Here is a 20,728-nt window from a genome sequence, read left to right as displayed (position 1 = left end):
TCGCCGAGGGGTGAATCCGGTGGGCAGGGGCGGCGCGATGGTGATGGCAGCCGCGGACTTCGAGCGATTTTGGGCACAAAATGCTCATGTTCGGGGCGCAGTGCCGCGCTGACGCTGGAGCGGTAGTTCACACCACTTCGCTACGAACAAAGGTGAGTCTCGTGTCCTTCATGCGCCGGTCCGACGCAGCCGCCGGAGGGGAGGTGAGGGTCACCGTGCCCGTCCCCGGCGGGGGCCTGCTCGCTGCGGCGCCCGGCGGGGCGCCTCTCGCCGCGGTGCGCTTCGCGCTCGATCGCGGTCCGCTGGCTCCCTCCAAGGCGCGCCGCCTGGCGCGCCGCGCCTTGGCCGACTGGGGCGTCGGCCAGGAGCGGGGGCATGACGTCCTGGTGGTCATATCTGAGCTGGTGACCAACGCGGTGGAGCACGCGACACCCCCGGTTGATCTGTGTCTTGACCCTTTCAGGGGCGCCGCGGCGCAGGGGGCGGTCCGTATCTCGGTGACCGATGGTGGTGCCGCGCTCACTCGCGGCGAATGGGTTGCCGGCTGCGGGGTCGATGAGCGCGGTCGAGGGCGGGCCGTCGTGGAGGCCCTGGCCTCCGGTGCGGCCCGGCCGGACCCGGGTCGGTGCGCGTACCGCGTGGAGTGAGGGCGGCGTCGGGCGCGGCCGGGTGGCTCGTGTGACGACGGGGTGTGGCCAGATATATGCAACCCAAGTTGAGAATCTATAGTTGCACAACTATGGTTGTGCGTGAGACGAGATGGGGCGAGCCCCATCCGCGAAGGCAAGGAGTGCCCCCTCATGGCTACCGCCACTGATGTCACCGGCAGGGTTGCCCGCGTTTTCGGGCCGGTCGTGGACGTGCAATTCCCCTCGGACGGACTGCCGGAGATTCACCATGCGCTGAATGTGGACGTGGATTTCGCGGGCGAGCGGCGCACTTTGACGCTCGAGGTGGCCCATCATTTGGCGGACGGCCTGGTGCGATGCATTGCCATGCAGATCACTGACGGTTTGGTCCGCCGGGCCCCGGTGACCGATACCGGCGCCCCGATCACGGTCCCGGTCGGCGATTTCACCAAGGGCAAGGTGTTCAATCTTCTCGGCGACGTCCTGAACGGGACAGAGGAGCCCGCCGACACTGTCGAGCGCCGGCCGATTCACCGCCATCCGCCCCGTTTCGATGAACTCGAGTCGAAAACGGAGATGTTCGAGACCGGCGTCAAGGTCATCGACCTGCTGACCCCGTACGTCAAGGGCGGCAAGATCGGTCTGTTCGGTGGTGCCGGTGTCGGCAAGACCGTGCTCATCCAGGAGATGATCTACCGCGTCGCCAACAACCACGACGGCGTCTCGGTGTTCGCCGGAGTGGGCGAGCGCACCCGTGAGGGCAACGACCTCATCGAGGAAATGACGGACTCCGGCGTCATCGACAAGACCGCGCTGGTCTTCGGTCAGATGGACGAGCCGCCGGGCACCCGTCTGCGCGTCGCGCTGGCCGGTCTGACCATGGCGGAGTACTTCCGCGATGTGCAGAAGCAGGACGTGCTGTTCTTCATCGACAACATCTTCCGCTTCACCCAGGCCGGTTCCGAGGTCTCCACCCTGCTCGGCCGCATGCCCTCCGCGGTGGGCTATCAGCCGAATCTGGCTGACGAGATGGGCCTGTTGCAGGAGCGCATCACCTCGACCCGTGGTCACTCGATCACCTCGATGCAGGCGATCTTCGTCCCCGCCGACGACTTGACCGATCCGGCTCCGGCCACGGCCTTCGCCCACCTCGACGCCACGACGGTCCTCTCCCGACCGATCTCGGAGAAGGGCATCTATCCGGCGGTCGACCCGCTGGACTCCACGTCCCGCATTCTGGACCCGCGTTACATCTCGCAGGAGCACTACGACTGCGCCTCACGCGTCAAAAGCATCCTGCAGAAGTACAAAGACCTTCAGGACATCATCGCGATTCTGGGTATCGAAGAGCTCGGCGAGGAGGACAGGACCACTGTCCACCGAGCGCGTCGGATCGAGCGCTTCCTGTCGCAGAACACCTACGTCGCCAAGCAGTTCACCGGCATGGACGGCTCGACCGTACCGCTGGACGAGTCGATTCACGCCTTCAACGCCATCGCCGACGGGGCCTACGACCACTTCCCGGAGCAGGCGTTCTTCCTGTGCGGTGGCATCGAGGACGTTGAGCGGAACGCCAAGGCGATGCTCTGAAGGAGCCCTGGCCCGGGGACTCTTGAGTGCGTCCCCGGGCCCGGTGCCCGCCGGACGCGCTCCCCGACGGTCCGCTGCGCGCGGCGACCTGCCAGGGACGAGGCGGACCGGAGCGGAGTCGCGGCTCTGCTCAGGGGGGCGGGAATTCGCTGGTGTGCTGTTCCCCGGCCCGGCGTGAGGCGGACACGATGTTCTGGAGGGCCCTGAGATGACCCTCCAGGGCGCGCCGTCCCGCCTCCGAGAGGTTGAGCCAGGTTCGGGGCCGTTTGCCGACGTGGCCACGCTTCACCTCGAGGTACCCGCGGTCCTCCAGCTTGCTGACCTGTTTGGACAGGGCGGAGTCGGAGAGCCCGACGGTGTCGCGCACGAAGGCGAACTCTGCCCACTGTGCCGACGACAGCACGGACACGATCGACAGACGGGTGGGATCCACCAGCGCGGGATCCACCGGCGTCGGATCCTCGGGAGTGTCGGTCACCTGGCTGCCTGTTTCTGTGTGCGTGCCAGCAGCCGGGCCCGCAACCACCGGTCCTCCGGGCTGAGCACGGTGGCCACGACGATCAGGGCGAGGATGCCGAGTGTGTGCCAGTAGGATACGTGATCGCCTCTTTGCCACGGGGGCCGGGACTGTCTCCCGTAGCTGTCTCTCGTGGACTGCATGGGCCGTGCCGGGGCCCATCCGTGCGGACACCGGGTCCGTTGTCATCGGTCGTCAGTGCTCAACTCCCCTGCCGGCCGTCGGAGAGGGCGACCGATGCATGGCGAGAGAACGGATGCCGCAGCTCCCGCGCGGTGGTCGCGGGCGGGGAGTGCGCAGCCGGGGAGGGAGGGGCATCGCGCTGCCGGCGTCGTGGATCCGGCACCACGGGAGCAACCCTTACTCATGTGCTGATGGCCCGCAGCGGACAAGCTGGGGGTGGGCCGGCCAAGGTCCGCCCCCGCTACGGGGCGGCCGGTCGGTCGCCAGCGCAGGGCACGACGAGCAGGGAGCATGAGGTGGCGTCCCCCCGGTCATCCTCGGGACCGAACGACAACGCACGTGAGGGCCCGGCGGCCGGTGCCCGTGACGGGGCGCTCCCCGCCGCAGCCGCTCGGCGCCACCGCTGGCCGTTCGCGTGCCGCGCCGAAGAGCTGGCCGCCTTCCGGACCCACCTCGACAGCGCCGAGGTCTGTGTCCTGTTGCTGTACGGCCCGGCCGGTGTGGGCAAGAGCCGGCTCGCGGAGGAGTTTCTGCGCGACGCGGAACGGTCCGGTCATCGCACCGAGCGGGTGGTGGCCACCACCGCGGACGCCGCGCTGCCGCTCGGGGCGCTCGGGCATCTGCTGCCGCCGGACGCGCCTGTCCACGACCCGGTGCGGACCTTCCACGCCGCGGCGGAAGCCTTCGCCTCGCACCCCGCAGACGGAGGGTCCCGCCGGCGCACTGTGGTCCTGGTCGACGACCTCCCCCTGCTGGACAACGCCTCCGCCGTGCTGCTGGGGCACCTGGTGCGGACCGGAGCCGTCCTCCTGGTGGGCACGGTGCGCACTCCGGTGCCACCGTCGGACGTGGTGGAGTCCTTCGAGCACGAAGAGGGAAGCCACCGCCTGGACCTGGCCGCGTTCGACGCGGCCGAAACGGCCGAACTCGTCCGCGGAGTACTCGGCGGGCCGGTGGAGCACGCCACGCTCCGCACCCTGAGCCACGCCTCACGCGGCAACGCGCTGGTCCTGCGCGAACTGGTCGCCGGCGCCCTCGACTCGGCCGGGCTGGTGCGCGAGAACGGCCTGTGGCACCTCACCGGTCCGCTGACCGGCACAAGCCGGCTGACCGAAATCGTCCGCAGCCGACTTGCTGGCCTCGACGGACGCCGGCGCCGGGTGCTGGAGCTTCTCGCCCTGTGCGAACCTCTCTCACCCGACGCCCTGGTGCACGGCGGCCACCGGGCGGAGGACGTCGAGGCGTTGGAGGAGGACGGGCTGATCCGCATCCGGATGGACCGCAGGCGCGTCGTCTGCTTGCTGGATCACCCCCTCTACGGCCAAGTGGTGCGTCGCGGCACATCCGCCGCGCGCCGTCGGGCGATCTACCGCGACCAGGCCGCCCACCTTGTCGAAATGGGCGCCCACCGGCGCGAGGACGCGCTGCGCCTCGCCTCCTGGCGGCTGGCCGCCGGACTTCCCGTCGGCCTGGAGACGCTGCTCCCCGCGGCCCGCATGGCGCGCCACGTACGCGACTACCCCAAGGTCGTCGAACTGCTCGCAGGGGTCCCGCGGTGCGACGCGGTCCTGGAGGTCTGGCTGCTGCGCGGGGAGGCATACCACCACACCGGCCGATGGGCGGAGGCCGAGGATTCCCTGAGCGCCGCGGAACGCCTGGCCCAGAGCCACGACGACATACTCACCGTCGCCATGGAACGCACCCAGAACCTCTACTGGGGGCTGGGCGACACCGCTCGCACCCTGGAGGTCAACGCCCGTGCCGCCACTAGGCTGGACGCGGGCGGCCGGCGGGTCCTGCGCGTCAACGAGGCTGCCTACCGGCTCAACGCGGGCGGCGTGCCCGACACACTGCGGCTGTTGGCCGACGCGGAGAAGATCACCGTCCCGCGGCTGCGACTGTGGGCACAGCTGCAGCGTTCGCTCGCCCTCGGCTACGCCGGCCGCACCGGTGAGGCCGTTGACCTGGCCCGCGACGTGCACGAGGAACTCGTCGCGGCCGAGCGCGAACAGCGGCCGGGCAGCCCCTCGTCGCACGCCAGTGGGCCGGCCATCTATCGCGTCGCGGCGCTGACCGAGGCCGGGCGAGGCGGGGAGGCGCGTGCGGTGGGCCGAGCGGCCTTCGCCCAAGCGGTGGCGGCCCGCGCCCTGGCACCGCAGATCTGGATCGCCGCGCACCTGGGGCGCTGCGAACTGATCGCCGGTCACCTCGGTGCCGCGCACGACTGGTTCACCGAGTCGCTGAGCCTGGCGCGAGGCCACGGCTTCCGACGGGCGGTGGTGTTCGCGGGCGCGGGGCTGGCCGCGGTGCACGCCCAGGCCGGGCGTGCCGACCTGGCCGAGCGCGAACTTGCCGCCACCAGCGGCCCGGAGGGCGAACGCCAACAGGCGTCCCGACTCATCCGGCAGCTCGCGACCGCCTGGCAGAACGCGGCCCGAGGAGCCAGCCCGGCGGCACAGCGGCTGTTGCTGGAGGCCGCCGCCGGTGCCCGAGCGACGGGCATGGCCTCATACGAGGGGTGGCTTCTGGCGGACGCCGCGCGGCTCGGCGCCGCCTGCGAGGTGCGCACCAGGCTTGCGGAACTGGCCGCGGCCGGCGACAGCCCGCTCGCCGAGTCCAGGGCGGAGCTGGCCGCGGGGCTCGCCGACGAGGACCACCGGATGCTGCACGCGGCCGCCGAACGATGCGCTCGGCTGGGTTCCGACATGACGGGAGCCGAGGCCGCCGCCGGGGCGGCGGCGCTCGCGGCCCAGGTGGGGGAGTCGCGTACCGCCGCGGCCGCCGCGGTGTTGTCCCGCAGGCTGCTGGAGCGCTGCGGTACGGACCGTGTGAGCGCGCCACTGCCGCACCGGATCGAGGCCATCCCGCTCACCGACCGCGAGCGGGATGTCGCGCACCTGGCGGCGGGCGGGCTGACCAGCCAGGAGATCGCCGCTCGGCTCGTGCTGTCGGTGCGCACCGTCGACAACCATCTGCAACGGGCCTACGCAAAGCTCGGGGTGAGCTCGCGAGGTGAACTCGACCGCGTGCTGCGATGGTGGGAATGACCGCAGGGCGCCGTGGAACCGCCCCGGTTGCGGCGGCGCGGGCGGGGGCCCGTCACCGTCACGGCGACGGGCGGCCTGCTCCGGCCCCCGCGGCCGCGCACCTGACGGCGCCGCGTCAGCCCGCAGCAGGCTCCCCGGGCATGCGGTGGATCGCGGTGCGCAGCATTCTCCGGTCGTTGATCTCCAGCTTGGCGCAGATCCGCTGGACGTGATTGACGACGGTGCGGACCGCCAGGGACAGCCGCCGGGCGATCTCCTCACTGCTCAGGCCACTCGCCGCAGCCAGAGCCACGTCCAGCTCACGTCCGGTGAGCCGACAGCGCACCGCCGGCGGTACCAGTCCGGGAGTACGGGCGCCACCGGGGCCCGTGAGCGCCAGCGCGCGCTCCCGGGCGGCGCGTGCCGACGCTGCGGCGCCGGCCCTGGTGTGCACGGTGGCGGCGGTGTTCCAGGCTTCCGCGGCGAGCAGCCCGGCCCCCAGCGAGGACAGCCGGCCGGCACACCACTCCAGTTGACCGGCCCGCCCGGTGGCCAGCGCCCGCGCCAGGTCCGCGCGTGCGGCGGCCAGCGCACTGTCCGAGCCGGCCGCCAACTCCGTCAGCGGCGCCACCGCCTCCCGCGCCGCACCCAGCCGGGCCGCGTCACACCACAGATGGGACTCCGCGGTGCGCAGCCCCCGCCGAGAGGCGTCCCCGGCGGCCTCGATGAGCTCGACCCGGGCCCGGGCCGGCCGGCCGGTCGCTGCCGAAAGCCAGGCGCTGACCATGGCCGCCTCCGGACGCCACCAGCGACCCGGGCGCAGCGACTGAGCCTGATCCCACCACAGTTCCGCGCGGTCAACCTCGCCGCACACCGCCGCGGTCAGTGCTTGTCCGCACAGACCCACCCACTCACCGGAGCGCAGCCCCACCTCGCGAGCGTGCGCGAGCACGCTGCTGTACCAGACCCGGGACTCGCCCAGCCTGCCTCCGAGGTAGCAGATCCAGCCCAGGTGTTCCGACAACCAGGTCTGGGCGCGCCCTGCGCCGGCATCGATGGCCTGGTCGTAGCCTTGCCGAGCCAGCTCTTCCGCCGCTGACAGTGCCCCGGACTCTGCCAGCGCACGGGCCTCGGCGCCGATCAACAACGCCGGGTGCGCCACGCCGTCGGCGCCGGTCTCCACCCGGCCGTGGGCCCGCGCCTGCCGGGCGGCCCGCACCGCGTCGCCCGTGCGGCTCGACTCCGTCAGGCTGTACACGCGCGGCACCGCCGCGAGGGCGGAAGCGGGGGTTCCGGGCGCCGTAGGGACGTTCCGCAGGGACCGCTCGGCGCGCCGTACGTCTCCCAGCAGGCTCCACAGCGCGGCCTCGTTCGCCTCCAGAACAGCCAAATCCGGGTGACCGGCGAACGCCCGCCGGGCCGCAGAGTTGACCTCGAGCGCCTCGTCCACCCGCAGCAGGCCGAACGCCAGACTCTGGACGTGCACCACCACGGCGAGCAACCGGTCGTCGTCCTGAGTGGCCTCATCGAGCGCCCGTCGTACCGTGCGTTCGGCCTCTCGCGGATGGCCGCCCTCGTACAGTTCCTCGGCCAGCAGCAGCAGTGTGCGGGGCTCCGGACGCACTTGGGCCAGCTCCCGGGCCAACCGCAGCGTGACCGCATGGTCCTGGGCCCGGCGGGCCAGTACGACGGCCCGCTCCAGCTCGCCCGGGTCCACGGCGTCGGCCGCTTCGAGGCGCCAGCACACCGAGCGCAGCAGTCCGGCGGGGCCGGGGTCCAGCGCCCGCGGGCGTGCGGCCTGGTCCCGCAGGATGCGACGGATTCGCTGCGCCGGAAGCCCCGCGCGCAGCACCTCCGGGTACAGCGGACCGGTCGGCTCGGCGCACTCCTGCGACCCCTCTGCCACGACGCGGAGCCAGCCCTCGTCCGCCAGGACCTCCGCAGAGGCCCGTTCCGCGGAGTCCAGCGCGAGGCGCCCGCACACCGCCAACCGCTGGAGGAACGCGCTGTGCGGCGGGTCGAGGCGACGCAGACGGCTCTCGACCAGGGCGTGGAGCCTCGGGGTGGCGGTGAGCGGGCCCACCAGCCGCCACAGCGGCCCTTCCGGCACCAGCGCCCGCCGCCGCACCGCGTCGTCCACCAGTTCCCGCAGGTCGCGAGGTCGCCCCCCACTGGCCTCGTGGAGCAGGCGCACCGCCCTGCGCTCGACCGAACCGTCCAGCACCCGTTCCAGGAGTTCTCCCACCACTGCCTGCGGTAGAGCCGCCAGGCGGACGGCCTGCAGGGCGTGCTCCGGCCACGGAGCGGCGGCACCCCGTGCGTCGGTCGTGGCGACCAGCGCGATCCGCCCACCACGCAGCGAGGAAGCGAGCAGCCGGGCCGACGCGTCGTCCAGATGGTGTGCGTCGTCCAGAAGCAGCACGGGCCGTCGCCGTCCCGGCAACCCCTCGGTGTCGAGGGCGGGCGCACCGTCGGAGCCGCGCCGGAGCAGTGGGGCAAGAGCGCCGAGGGGCAGCCAGCGCGCGGCGGCGGTCGCCGTGACGCGGAGCCGGGGGTGTCCTCGGTGCCCGGCCTGCTGCCAGCACTCCTGAGCCAGTCTGCTGCGGCCGGTGCCGGAGGGCCCGGTCACCAACACCCCACCGTGGTGGGGGTCCTCGATGACGCGGCCTGCCTCGGCCAGCTCCGCATCGCGGCCGAGCAGCGGCCAGCACTGCTCGCGCCGGGGGCGGTCGGGAGTCGTTGTCTTCATCGGTGCTTCCTGCGCATCGGCGGTGCCGGGACGCTGCGGCGGTCGGCCGGTGGCACCGCAGGCTGCCGATCATCGTGGGGGCAACGGCCGGGCCTGAAGGCCTGCCACGAGCATGGGTACCCTGCACAGCTGTCGGCCGTCAATGCCATGAGCCGTGGCCGGACCACACACCGCGCGCCGGACCGTCCGCGGGCCACGGGGCCCGGACGGCGGCTCAGTGGGCACGGATCACCCACCGTCCCGCTGCGTCATCAGCGCGCGAAGGTCCCGGCGGTTCACCGCCCCGACCTTTTGGTAGACCCGGTAAAGGGTGTTGCTGACCGTACGTACGGACAGGCACAGCTGCCCGGCGATCTCCTTGTCCGGCAACCCGCGGGCCGCCAGTCCGGCGATCAATCGCTCGCGGTCCGACAGGAGCGCCGAACGGCCGAGGAAGCGTAGCGGTGGAGTGTCCACCGGTCCGCAGCCGCTCAGTAGCTCCCGGGCCCGCGCGGTGGCTGCGGTGGCCGCCTTGACGCCCCCGCAGCGCTGGTGGAACCGGGCCAGTTCGGCGTACGCCTCGGCCGCGAACAGGCCGGCACCCATCTCCGCAAAGGCCCGCGCCACCCGTCCCATCAACTTGGGCTCACGGGCGGCGTACGCCTCCGCGTATGCCGCCCGCGTCTGCAGGAAGGCTCCCTCCAAGTGCAGTTCGGTGGCAGGAGGCACCGGGGTCGGCAGGGACAGCCGCGCGCACTCGTGCAGTCCGATGGCCGCGTCGGCATGTGCCGCGTCCTCCAGCGCCCGCGCCACCGCGTCGTGCAGGACCCGCTCGGCGAGGGCTGTCTCCCCCCGCTCGTGGTGCCGCCGGGCCCGCACCACCGCCAGGAACATCGCGCAGTGACCGGCCTCGTCCGCGGTCAGGTCGTCGGGCAGCCGGTCCGCCACCCGCCGGTCCAGCGGCAGTGAGCTGATCGCGAGGGCGGCGTGGATCCCCGCCTTGACGTGCCACTGCCGCCATCCCACCCGGTAACTGGAGGTGAACGTGAAGCACTTCAGGGCTCCCTCGATGTTGCCGCGATCGTGCAGCAGGTGCCCCAGCGCCAGGCCACGCTGTGCGTCGATGCGCACGTGGTGGTTCTCCACGGCCTGCTCGTACTCGCGCCAGTAGATCTGTTCCGCCTCGTCGAACCTGCCGCAGTAGTGAAGAGCGGAGGCGTGCAGCTCCTCCAGGGAGTCGGCGTGGAATTTGGCGGGGCCGCCGGGCGTGCGGTCGAGCTCCGAGCGGAGCGTGCGGTACAGGCACAGTGCCTGGTCCGGCAGCCCCATGTGACACAGCGATCCCATCATGATGAGCCCGGCTTCCAGGGCGTGGTCGTCGGGCCCGTTGCGGCGCAGTGCCTCCGCCCGCGCGTGTGCCTCGCCGAAACGGCCCTGGAAGTACCGGGCGGCCATGCGGTAGTAGTCCTGTTCGCCCTCCGGCAGGAGCGGTAGCACGGCGTCCAGCTCCGCGTACCGGGCCTGGAGCAGCAGTGCGCGTGCCTCGGCCCGTTCCAGGGCACGGGCGTATTGGGGGGCACTGTTGTGGACGGTCGCGACGAACTCCGTCAGCTGCGCGAACTCGGCGCCGGCGGTCAGCGCCCGGGCGTGGAGTTCGGCGGTGTCCTCACCCGGGTAGTGCTGCCAGCCCGCCTTCGTGAGCCGGATCGCGCTCGGCAGCACCTGCTCGTGCAGACTCTGCTCGACCGCCCGGTCCAGCAGCGCCCTGGGCGGCTGTTCGAGGGCGTCCAGATGCCATTCGGCTAGGCGCAGGCAGTCGTCGTGCCGCATCATCTCCGCCGGTCCGCCGTGCGCCGCGAGCCAGTCCCGCAGCCGGCGCCGTCGGCGCAGCGGCGGAAGGCCGCAGGACAGCGCGTAGCTGACCAGCGGGTGGGTGATGCGTACGCGCGGTTCACCGCAGCCGGCAGGTGAGTCATCGACGGTGCGCAGCAGATCGCGCTGCTCCAGTTCCTCCAGCTGTTCGGCGTCGCAGAAGCGCTCGACCGCAGCCAGGCGCGGTTCCCCGGCCAGGGCCACCAGCTCCAGGACCTCCCGGCCCATCGGGCCGAGCTGCTGCAACTGAGGGTCCACGAGCTCCAGTACGGACGGTGGCACGGGCAGACGTTCATGGAGGAAATGCCAGCAGCCCTCCGACCGCACCAGCAAGCGCTGCTCGACGGCCGTGCGGGTAACCTCCCGCAGGAGCCGCGGGTTGCCGGCACACAACTGGGCCAGTCGCGCCGCGCTGGTCTGCCCCAGCCCGTCTTCGAGCAGCGAATCCGTCAGTTCCTTGACTGTCGTCGCGTCGAGCGGTTGCAGGTCCATACGCACCAGCGCGTGGTCGCTCCACAGTGCCTGGATCTCCGGTGGGAGGGGCTGCCCGTCGCCCGTCACCGAGAGCACTACCTTGCCTGCCGGATGACGCGCCGCCTCGTACACCAGGGGCCACAGCGCGGACCCCAGCAGGTCCGCGTCGTCGACGCTCAGCAGCCAGGCGCACGCCGGGTCCCGCCCCGTGGCCCGGACCAGATCGGCCAGGGCTCGGGCAGCGGGGGAGGGGCGCCGGCCCGTGTTGTGGCCGGAGAGCGTGGCGTCGGCACGCGGGTGCAGGCTGACGAGCTGCCGGCGCGGGGCCAAGGCCCGGGCCTCGTGCAGCAGCCGGGACTTGCCGATGCCGGCCGGGCCGGCGACCAGAACGCCGCGCGGGCCCTGCCGGGATGACAACACGCGACGGATCTGCTCCAGTTCGCCGACCCTGCCGACGAAGGGCGAGCCGGTGGCGAGCACCGGCTGCGGGCGGGCGACCGGGGAGTGAGGGGGCAGCGGAAGAGTATTCATGAGTTCCTGTGCTGAGAATCAGGACCGGCTCGTCGACGGCCGGGCAGCACGACGCGTGCGGAAGACGGGAGCAGGCCGCCAGGGTGACGGGACGCTTCGGGGCCGGGTACGGAGAAGGGGTGCGCAGTGTCTGCCGGGGCGTACGTGCCGAGGCGGCCGGGCGCAGGGGTGTGCGTGACCGGGCGGGGAACCGGAAGCTCAGCGCGGCGACGGACGGATGCGGAGACGGTGGGGCCGACCCCGCGGCGGCCCACCGACCGCCCGTCCCGGCGTCGGTGGAGTGCGCCGGATTCGGTGGCGTGCTGGTGCGGACATGTCCCCACCTCCTCCTCGGGTCCGGGGCGGCCGCGTGGGCAGTGCGGGGCGGCGCCAAGTGATCAATGGTCCCGGCCAGTCTCGGTATCCGTCCCGGCACCGACCAGGGGAGCGATTACTCAACTCCGCACGAATACTCCGTGTACGGGCGGCGGAACTGCCCGTACCCGCGGCATTGTGGCGCCCGGCAGCCCCCTCGGCCAGTACCTCGTGCCCCGGACCCGGCGGAACGCCGCGACGCGCCGCCAAGGGCGGGGCTCCGGCGGCGAAATGCACGCCGGACGCGCGCCTTTGAGTAGCCGTTGCTCCATCGGGGACCGCTTTCCGGGCCGACCCTGGGGCCACCGCACCGGCCGGGGACCTGTCGGCAGCCAACGGCGGCATCCGGCCGGACGCAGAGGCCTGGTCCGAACCGCAGGGCCCGGCGCGGGTGCGTCCGGCTCGGTGTCCCCGGGCGACGTGCGCCCCCACACCTCTCGATCCGAAGGCACCGAATCCTATGCGCCGAGCCAGACCCCGCCCCCTCGCCATGCCCCAAGTCCTTGCCCTGCTGTGCATCGCGGCCGCGACCTGTGTGACACCCGCCCGGGCGGTGGCGGCGCCGACCGGGCCGACCGCCGTCGTCTCACTGGGCGACAGTTACATCGCGGGCAACGCCGGCCGGTGGCGTGGCAACAGCGACGACCCGTTCGGCGACCGCAGCGGTACCGACCGCGCCGCGGTGCCCAACGGATACGACCCGGGCAAGGTCTACGGGACCACCGACGGGGGCTGCTTCCGGTCGGACGTCGCCGAGATCAAGAGCACCGGAATCCCGGTGGACCAGGCCATCAACCTCGCCTGCTCCGGTGCTGAGTCCCCGAACATCTGGCGGCTCTCGCACGGCGGGCAGTCTCTTGAGGGCGAGCGGCCCCAGGCGGATGCCCTGGCCGAGGTCGCGCGGTCGCACCGTGTGCAGATGGTGGTGCTGTCGATCGGCGGCAACGACGTCGGATTCGGCGACATTCTTCAGGCGTGTATGACCGGCTACCTGACCGGATCCGGCAGTTGTCGCAACGCCCAGCGGGCCCAGGTACAGGCGCGGTTCGCCACCGCCATGGCGGCGGTCGACAGGCCGGTCAAGGAAATCCGGGCGGCGATGGCCGGGGCGGGATACGCCCCCGCGGACTACCACCTGGTCGTGCAGTCCTACCCGTCCCCGCTGCCGCGCGGGGCGGAGATGCGCTATCCGGAGTCCGGGCGCGGACATACGAGGCTGCCCGATGTTCAACGCCGACCTCGACTGGGCCCGGGACACCCTTATGCCACGCATCAACGACGGACTCCGGTCCGTGGCCCAGGCCAACGGCACCGACTTCCTCGACCTGAGCGACGCACTGCACGGACGCGAGGCCTGCTCCAAGCGCACGCACATGGCCGACGCCGCACACCCGCCCTCCGCTGCAGGCAGTGACTGGGCCCGCTACTTCAACACCGGAGCGCTGCAGGGGAGCTCAAGGAATCCCTGCATCCCAACGCCTACGGACAGATCGCGCTGGGCCGCTGCCTGGGCCGCATCTGGAACGCCGGAGGCGGCATGTGGAAGTGCCGCAACACCAAGGCCATGACGCCATGTACCTGACTGCCGGCTGAAGCCGTTCTCCGCTCCCTCGTCCCGCGTTCTCGATCCGTCCTCACAAGACAAGGCAACAGCATGCATCACAAGGCCCGCGCCGCCTCCCGTATACGGCGCACTCCCGTCCTCCTCACCGCTCTGCTGGGCGTGGTCGCCACGATGAGCGCGTCGCCGGCCCGTGCGGGCGAGGTGCACCACAGCTTGGACTACGAGTGGCAGCCGGGATTCTCCCGGATCAGCATCGGCGACAAGACCGTCGTCCGGGATCTCGGCCCTGCCGGCAAGGTCTCCGTGACGGACAAGGTCTTCCGGGACGGCACCGGCCGGGAAGTATCCCTGCGCGGCTGGAACGCCTCCGGTGAGACGAAGACCGCCGAGGCAGGCTTCAAGCCGTTCAAGACCACCGACGAGGCCGCGGCCGCCTTCCAGCAGATGCGCAACCTCACGGGAACCAACGTCGTCCGCTTCCTGATCTCCTGGGAGGGCGTCAACCCGAAGCCGGGCGTCATCGACCACGACTACCTGGACAAGGTCGCCGCACAGATCAGGGAGGCCACCAGTCGCGGAATGTACGTCCTGCTGGACTGGCACCAGGATCTGTACTCCCGGCACCTGTGGCATAAGGACTCCTGGTTCACGGGTAACGGCGCGCCGCGGTGGGCGGTGCCCGGGGGGAAGGAGTACTGCGGGGTCGTGTGTCCGCACTGGGCGATGAACCTGCAGACCAACGATCTGATCCGGAGCGCCTACCGCAGCTTCTGGAAGAATTCTCCTATCAAGAACCTCGGCGGCCCGGCCGGGCCGCTCCCCGCGGGCACCCCGGCGGAGCAGACGCGGGTCCAGGACGCCTTCGTGTGGCAGGTGTCCCAGGCGCTGGAGTACCTCGGCCCCCAACTGCACGCCGAGGATCGTGATCACTTCCTCGGTGTGGACCCCTTCAACGAGCCGGCCGACGGCGGTGTCGTCGGCAGCGACTGGTCGAAGTTCGACAACGACTTCCTGTGGCCGTTCTACAAGCGGGTCCGCAAGGTCATGGACGACACCGGATTCAGCACGCAGCAGGTCTTCGCCGAACCTCTGGTCTTCTGGAACTCCCAGGCCGGCGTCTTCGCCCCGGCGACCGGCGGCCACTACCTCAAGCAGAAGCCCGGCCCCGGCTTCGTCTTCAACAGCCACTTCTACGACTCCGGCCGGATGGGGCCGAATCCCGACGGGGTCGACAACAACACTTACCTGCCCCAGCTTCAGGACGTCCGCAACGAGGCCCGGTATCTAGGCATTCCGATGTTCCTCTCCGAGTACGGGATGTGGCTCAATGGCATCGGCGCCAAGGACACCGACCGGATCATCAAGGCCACTTACCAGGGCATGGAACAGAGCGACCAGTGGAAGGCCGCCAACGGCCCCAACCGCATCGACCCGTACACCCCGCTGATCTCCGGTACCCAGTGGCACTGGGACATCTACCACGACAAGCACCACGAGATCATGAACGGCAATCCGGACAAGGTCATCACCAAGGGCGACGGCTGGAACGACGAGAACTTCTCCGTCGTGAACAAGGGCAGCGGACCGGTGTCGTTCACCATCGACCCGGCCAACGCCGAGCGGGTCTACCCCCGTGCCGTGCAGGGCGACCTGATGAACTTCACCTACAACGACATGGCCAAGGACGGCTGGCAGGCCCCGCTCGACTGGTACGGGATCGCTCCGCAGGGCACCGACGCCCACTACTTCAAGGGCAAGAGGTTCGCCCTCGTCACCTGGCGCAGCCGGCACTCCAGCGCCCCGACCGAAATCACTCTGCCGCCGCAGTTCAACCCCGCGTCGACTGCGGTGATCACCGAGAAGACCACCCGGTTCGGATTCGGTGCGCAGGACGAGGCGCCCAGGAATCTCCCGGACGAGGTGATGATCACGCAGGACTCCGGAACGGATGCCTCGACCGCACGAGGACACCGGCTCATGGTCTGGGACGACCCGGAAACCGGCGAGACCGACGACACCTGGCACTACGCGGTCGTCGTCGCCGACCCGAGCGCGAGCGACAAAGCCGACCTGACCCGCATCCAGTCGCAGCTCAACCAGAGCATCGTTCGGGACCACAAGAATCCTGTCGAGCTCCTCGGCAAGCTCGATCACTGACGAACGGTCCGCCGGAGCAGGCGCTCGGCCGGGACCACCGGACCGGGCGCTCGTCCTGCAGGCCCGTTCTGTGCCCCGGCCCGTGAGCCCCGCACCGCGGGCCTACGACTATTCCGTTAGTTACGCGAGGAGTGCGGTACCGGGACCTGCCGTTGCTCCTCGCCCGTCCCCCTGCTCAGGAGACGAACATGCCAGCTGCGTCGCGCCCGCACCCTGCCCTCCGGCCCCTGTCCTGCGGGAAGCACGCCGAACATGAGCGGATCACTCGCGCGGCACTCGCCTGCACGCTCGGCCGGAGCGGGAATGTGTGCTTGCAGCCCGCCTCTCTCGACCAACTCGCGCGGACTTCTCCCGCGCGTCGCCCGAGGGGGCGGGCATGGCCCTCCGGGGGCGAGGTGGACGTGCACGACGCGAGCCTCGAACCGGGTAGCACCTTTCGCGCTGGCGGTACCCGGGCGCGCCAAGTACGCGGCGCTGGAAGGTCTGGGTCGGGCCCTGCACGGGAGCCAGGGCGTCTACTCGCACGGCAACTGGACCGACATGCCGGCCCGCAACGGGCCACCGGGACGGCCAATCCACCGGGCCTGGGGCGGACCACCCCTACGTCCTTCCTCCGGCTCACCGCCCCGGCCGCGATCTCCACCGGCCCGACCGACCTCGCCACGGGGTGCTTCACGTCGTTGCCCGGCGGCTGTGCCGGCCGGATCACCCACGACACCCTGAACATCGCCGCCCGTCGGGGTGGCCGTGGAGAACACCCGGGTGCAGTGGCGGGGCTTCCACGATGCGCTCGCGGCCACCCATGGGCCGGCCCAGAGAGCCCGCCTGGCCTGCGGGCTCAGCCATGACAACCCGGTCCGCGACTGCTGAACACCAGGGCCATTCAGCAGGGCCGGGCCGGGTTCACGAGGCCCGACCCACGCGAAGGGCGACCCTAGGCGGGCGGGTGGACGCTGCGACGCCGGACGTCGGTCGTGCCGCCGAGTTCGTCGAGCAACTGGGCCAGCAGAGCGCGGTGTTCGGCCAGCCGATCCGCGCCGAACCGGGCGGCCAGGCGTTCATCGACGGCGCTCCGGGCGCGTCGCGCCGCGGCGACCGCTGCGCGCCCGTGGGCGGTCAGCGCCACACGGCGGGCGCGGGCATCCTGCGGATCGGCGACCCGCTCGACGTACCCGAGACGCTCCAGTTCGACGACGGCCTTGGAGGCGCCCTGCTGGGTCATATCCAGCTTGGCCGCCAGTTCCCCGACGGTGGGCCGGGCGTCGTCGACGAGGTGCTGGAAGACGTAGCCGTGCGAGAAGCGGAGATCGCCGAAGCCCTGTTCGGCGAGCTGCTCCTGCACCAGCTGGGAGGAGGCGAAGCCGACGAAGAGCGCGAGGCTGCCGGTGTCCAGATCGTTGGGTGCAACGGCATGTGAGGAAGGTTCGGGCACAGCGCCATTGTGTATTCGACAACCCCGGTTGCGCAAATGCGGTTGTGCTAACGGCGCAGCCGGAGGGTCGGCCGAGCGCCACGAGGGCGGAGCGGCAACTGCCCGTCGGAGGCGTCCGGCTGTTGGTCGGTGGGGCCGCGACGGGCGGGCGGGGATGCGTGCGATGCGGGCAACGGCGGCTCCATGTCGAGCGGTTCGTCCGCGCCGAACGCAAGGGTGGGGAGGGGTGGGAGCGTCTTGTCAGGGGCATCCGATAGTGGTTGAGTGACTGAGCCACTAACCCACTGGGTGAGGTCTTCGGCGAGCGGCGGTGTGTGCGTCGGCCCCCCGGTACACGGATCAATCGGAGGCAGAAGCGATGGGTGGCCGGTCGACGGAATTCAGGGAAACCATGAGGGGCTCGGTGCAACTTGCAGGAGAATCCGCCGGGCGACGGATGCGGTTCGACCTCGCGGTGCGCACCGACCGGATGTTGCTGCCGCATCGCACGACGGACGGCCGGATCAAAGGTCGGGTGCGGATCGAGGGACTCGCCGTGGACGTGCCGGTGTGCGGGGAGATGGAGATCTCGCCCCTTGCCCGGCGCCGCATTCGCTACCGCATGCGGTTCACCGTGAGGGGACGCCACTACACGCTCGACGGCTGGAAATCCGTTTCCCCCCGACGACCGCTGGCCTCCTTGACGGTCCTTCCGTTCGTCCTGCTTGAAGGCGGGCAGCAGGCCGGACACGGTCTGCTGCGGTTCGAAGTGGCGCGCTCCCTGGTGCCGTTCGTGACGAGCTTCCGATGGCCCCGCCTGAGCGATGAACCGGCATCCCTGCATGCCCGCCGCTGGGAGGGCGAGCCCGGCCGGACCGAGGTCTGGTACACGACCGTGACGGACCCGGTGACCGGTACCGGCCTGTGGCTGCACCATGAACTGACCGCACCCTCCGACGGATCGTCCGCCTACGCGCACGGATGGGTCGGGCTCTTCCCGCCGGACGCACCCCCGCAACACGCCCGGTTCGGACCGGATCCGGTGGCGCCATCGGCAGGACCCGTACCGCAGTTCTTCGCCGCCGAAAGGGTCGAAGCCGGCCCGGACAGGCTGCGGGGCACGACAGGGGCACTCGCCTGGGACCTCACCAGGCGCTCCCGAAGCGCCGCGCTGTACACCTTTCCCCGCTGGGCCTGGCGGCGCGGGCTGCTTCCCGCCGCCCACCTCGTCAGCGCACCGTCCGCCACCTACACCGGCAGCGTCACGCACGAGGGACGACGGCTGCCCCTCGAAGCGGCACCGGGCGCCGACGCCCGGATCTACGGCGAGGGCAACGCCCTGCGATGGGCCTGGCTGCACGCGGACCTCGGCTCGGGGGAAATTCTGGAAATAGTGGCCGCAGTCTCGAAGAAGGCGGGACTGCGCAGGCTGCCGCCGACCGTGTTCCTCCGGCTGCGCAGGAATGGGGGCACCTGGCCGCGGACGGCGGGGCGCAGCGCCGTCGGCTGGCTGGGGGCCGGCCGCTTCCGCGCCCGGATCGGACTGCCGTCGTGGACGGTCACCGGGCGGTCCGGCCTGCGTCGCATCCGGGTCCGGGTGACCCAGCCGGTGGACCGGACCCTGGCCCTTGAGTACACCGACCCCGACGGCAGTACGGCGGTGTGCCGCAACAGCGAGACGTCGGACGCACGAGTCGAGTTGGAGCGCTGGTGGGGCCGTTGGCGCACCGAAGCCACCTGGAGCCTGAGCGGCACCGCGCACGCCGAAGTGGGGGAGCGATGAACCGCGCACTGGAGGGACTGATCGCCACGTTGCTGGCGGAGGACGACCACTCGCCCTGGGCGGCTTCGGTGCCTGCGCGGCTCACGGCCCTGCTCGGCAGGATGCCGGTCGCGGCGCGTGCGGCGGTCCACGGCGCCGCATCGGCCGTCGACGCCTACGCCGTCCTGCGGACCGGCCGCCGGCTCGGCGAACTGCTGCCCGCCGAGCGGGAGGACCTGCTCGCCGCGATCAGCCGGCGGCCCGGACTGCTGGCGCAGTTCGACGTGCTGAAGATGCCGGTACTCCTGGCCGCGGGCACGGCACGCATGCTCCACCAGGCACCCGCCGCCGACTCCGCCGCCACGGCACCGGAGGACCCGCCGCTGGACTGCGTGCCTTCGGGCGCGTGGCCGGACCGCTCGACCGCCGACGCCGTGGTGGTCGGATCAGGTGCCGGCGGGGCGATGGCCGCGCGCACGCTCGCCCAGGCCGGCCTGCGGGTGATCGTGCTGGAAGAGGGGCGGCAGCACACCACCGTGGAATTCGCACGGCGGGTGCCCCTCGACAGGTTCGGGGAGTTGTACCGCGACGGAGGGGCCACCTTCGCTGTCGGGAATCCGCCTGTACTGATTCCCGTGGGGCGCGCAGTGGGCGGCACCACCGTCGTCAACTCCGGGACGTGCTTCCGCACGCCCGACCATGTACTGGCCCGCTGGCGCGACATCTACGGACTGGGCATCGCTGACACAGCTGCGTTCGACGCCTGCCTCGATGACGTGGAACGCACTCTGAGGGTGACGACCCCACCCGTCGACCTCCTGGGCCGAAACGGCCGTACCGCCCTGCGCGGCGCCGAGCGCCTCGGGTGGCAGGCTGCGCCGCTGCGGCGCAACGCGACCGGCTGCAAGGGCTCGTGCCAATGCGTGGTCGGCTGCCCGACCGGCGCCAAGCAGAGCGTCCAGCTCTCCGTGCTCCCCGACGCGTGCCGGGCCGGCGCCCGGATCGTCACCGAGGCCAGGGCGCTGCGCATCCTGACGGAGCCGGATCGTCCGGGCGGGCCGCGAGCCTGCGGTGTGGTCGTCCGGCGGCCGGACGGCAGCCAATGCGAGATCCTCGCCCCGCTGGTGGTGGTGGCGGCAGGCGCTCTGCAGTCCCCGCCCCTGCTGTGGCGATCCGGGCTCGCCCGCCATCCGCGGCTGGGACGAAATCTGGCGATCCACCCCGCAACCAGCGTCGCCGGTCGGTTTCCGGAGCCCGTCGAGTCATGGCGGGGGGTGCTCCAGAGCGTCGGCGTGGAGGAACTGCACAGCGACGGGATCCTCATCGAGGCGACCGGAGGGCCGCCGGGCATGAGCTCGTTCATCCTCCCCGGCCTCGGAAAGGAACTGCGCGCGGAGTTGGCGGACGCGGGCTCTCTGGCGACCCTCGGCGCGATGGTCGCCGACCGCCCCTCCGGACGGGTGGGCGGCCGCGGACTGATCCGGTACGCCCTCCACCCGCGTGACGGGAACCGCCTGCTGAGGGCGGTCCGCGCCATGGGACGGCTGCTGTTCGCCGCAGGCGCGGAGGAGGTCCTCACGGGCGTCACCACCGCCCCGCGGGCCAGGTCCGCGGACGAACTCGACGAGACGGTGCGCACGCTCTCGGCCCGGCAGCTTCACCTCTCCGCCTTCCATCCCACCGGAACGGTCGCGATCGGCACCGACGCGCAGGTGTGCCCCGCGGATGAGGACGGTTGGCTCCGAGGGACCGCCGGCGTACTCATCGCAGACGGGTCTGCCCTGCCCAGCTGCCCGGAGGTGAATCCCCAACTCTCCATCATGGCCACCGCCCTCGCCGTGAGCCGCACGGCACTGCTCAAGGCGGGTGCCTCCTGACCGGCGAGCCGAAGACCGCCCGCCGTGGCCGCCTGGGAGGGGCCCGGCGGGAC

Annotated in this window: 11 protein-coding genes; 7 read left to right on the top strand and 4 right to left on the bottom strand. The window is 71.6% G+C overall.

From position 1 onward, the window contains the following. Positions 1-170: 170 nt before the first annotated feature. Together ACH4FH_RS36420 and atpD are read left to right on the top strand one after the other, a co-directional pair. A complete protein-coding gene (locus ACH4FH_RS36420) occupies positions 171-647 on the top strand; it encodes an ATP-binding protein (RefSeq protein WP_398560277.1) in 477 nt (158 codons plus the stop codon). A 153-nt stretch (positions 648-800) separates the two neighbouring features. Then, positions 801-2,219, top strand: coding sequence for a F0F1 ATP synthase subunit beta (atpD, locus tag ACH4FH_RS36415; RefSeq protein WP_398560265.1), 1,419 nt, complete (start codon positions 801-803; stop codon positions 2,217-2,219). A 130-nt stretch (positions 2,220-2,349) separates the two neighbouring features. Here atpD and ACH4FH_RS36410 read toward each other — a convergent pair whose 3' ends face one another. Continuing rightward, entirely contained in the window at positions 2,350-2,697 is a 348-nt protein-coding gene (locus ACH4FH_RS36410; protein WP_398560264.1) for a winged helix-turn-helix domain-containing protein, read from the bottom strand. Positions 2,698-3,215: 518 nt separating this feature from the next. Here ACH4FH_RS36410 and ACH4FH_RS36405 point away from each other — a divergent pair. Next, entirely contained in the window at positions 3,216-5,966 is a 2,751-nt protein-coding gene (locus tag ACH4FH_RS36405) for a LuxR C-terminal-related transcriptional regulator (RefSeq protein WP_398560263.1), read from the top strand. A 115-nt stretch (positions 5,967-6,081) separates the two neighbouring features. On the opposite strand, the gene ACH4FH_RS36400 is transcribed toward ACH4FH_RS36405, so the two are convergent. Together ACH4FH_RS36400 and ACH4FH_RS36395 are read right to left on the bottom strand one after the other, a co-directional pair. Next, positions 6,082-8,694 carry a LuxR C-terminal-related transcriptional regulator gene (locus ACH4FH_RS36400; protein ID WP_398560262.1) on the bottom strand — a complete coding sequence of 871 codons (2,613 nt, stop codon included), beginning with the start codon at positions 8,692-8,694 and terminating at the stop codon, positions 6,082-6,084. A 228-nt stretch (positions 8,695-8,922) separates the two neighbouring features. Further along, positions 8,923-11,550 carry a LuxR C-terminal-related transcriptional regulator gene (locus ACH4FH_RS36395; protein ID WP_398560261.1) on the bottom strand — a complete coding sequence of 876 codons (2,628 nt, stop codon included), beginning with the start codon at positions 11,548-11,550 and terminating at the stop codon, positions 8,923-8,925. 814 nt (positions 11,551-12,364) lie between these two features. Between ACH4FH_RS36395 and ACH4FH_RS36390 the strand changes: the two genes are divergently transcribed. Beyond that, a complete protein-coding gene (locus tag ACH4FH_RS36390) occupies positions 12,365-13,318 on the top strand; it encodes a hypothetical protein (RefSeq protein WP_398560260.1) in 954 nt (317 codons plus the stop codon). A gap of 240 nt (positions 13,319-13,558) precedes the next feature. Next, positions 13,559-15,625, top strand: coding sequence for a cellulase family glycosylhydrolase (locus tag ACH4FH_RS36385; RefSeq protein WP_398560259.1), 2,067 nt, complete (start codon positions 13,559-13,561; stop codon positions 15,623-15,625). Between the two features lie 934 nt (positions 15,626-16,559). Here ACH4FH_RS36385 and ACH4FH_RS36380 read toward each other — a convergent pair. Continuing rightward, complete coding sequence (locus ACH4FH_RS36380) at positions 16,560-17,057, bottom strand: MarR family winged helix-turn-helix transcriptional regulator (RefSeq protein ID WP_398560258.1); 498 nt, start codon at positions 17,055-17,057, stop codon at positions 16,560-16,562. 403 nt (positions 17,058-17,460) lie between these two features. On the opposite strand from ACH4FH_RS36380, the gene ACH4FH_RS36375 reads away from it, so the two are divergent. Both ACH4FH_RS36375 and ACH4FH_RS36370 read left to right on the top strand, forming a co-directional pair. Further along, the gene (locus tag ACH4FH_RS36375) at positions 17,461-18,819 is read left to right on the top strand and encodes a hypothetical protein (protein WP_398560257.1); all 1,359 of its coding nucleotides are present in this window, start codon (positions 17,461-17,463) and stop codon (positions 18,817-18,819) included. Continuing rightward, positions 18,816-20,675: a GMC family oxidoreductase N-terminal domain-containing protein gene (locus ACH4FH_RS36370; protein ID WP_398560256.1), complete on the top strand. Its 1,860-nt coding sequence runs from the start codon at positions 18,816-18,818 to the stop codon at positions 20,673-20,675. Before ACH4FH_RS36375 ends, ACH4FH_RS36370 begins: the two co-directional genes overlap by 4 nt. Positions 20,676-20,728: the final 53 nt, after the last annotated feature.

The organism is Streptomyces sp. NPDC017993 (genome assembly GCF_044328065.1).
Lineage (GTDB): Bacteria > Actinomycetota > Actinomycetes > Streptomycetales > Streptomycetaceae > Streptomyces.
The sequence above is the reverse complement of the archived record's forward strand: the minus strand, read 5'-3'. Positions and strand labels throughout refer to the sequence as shown.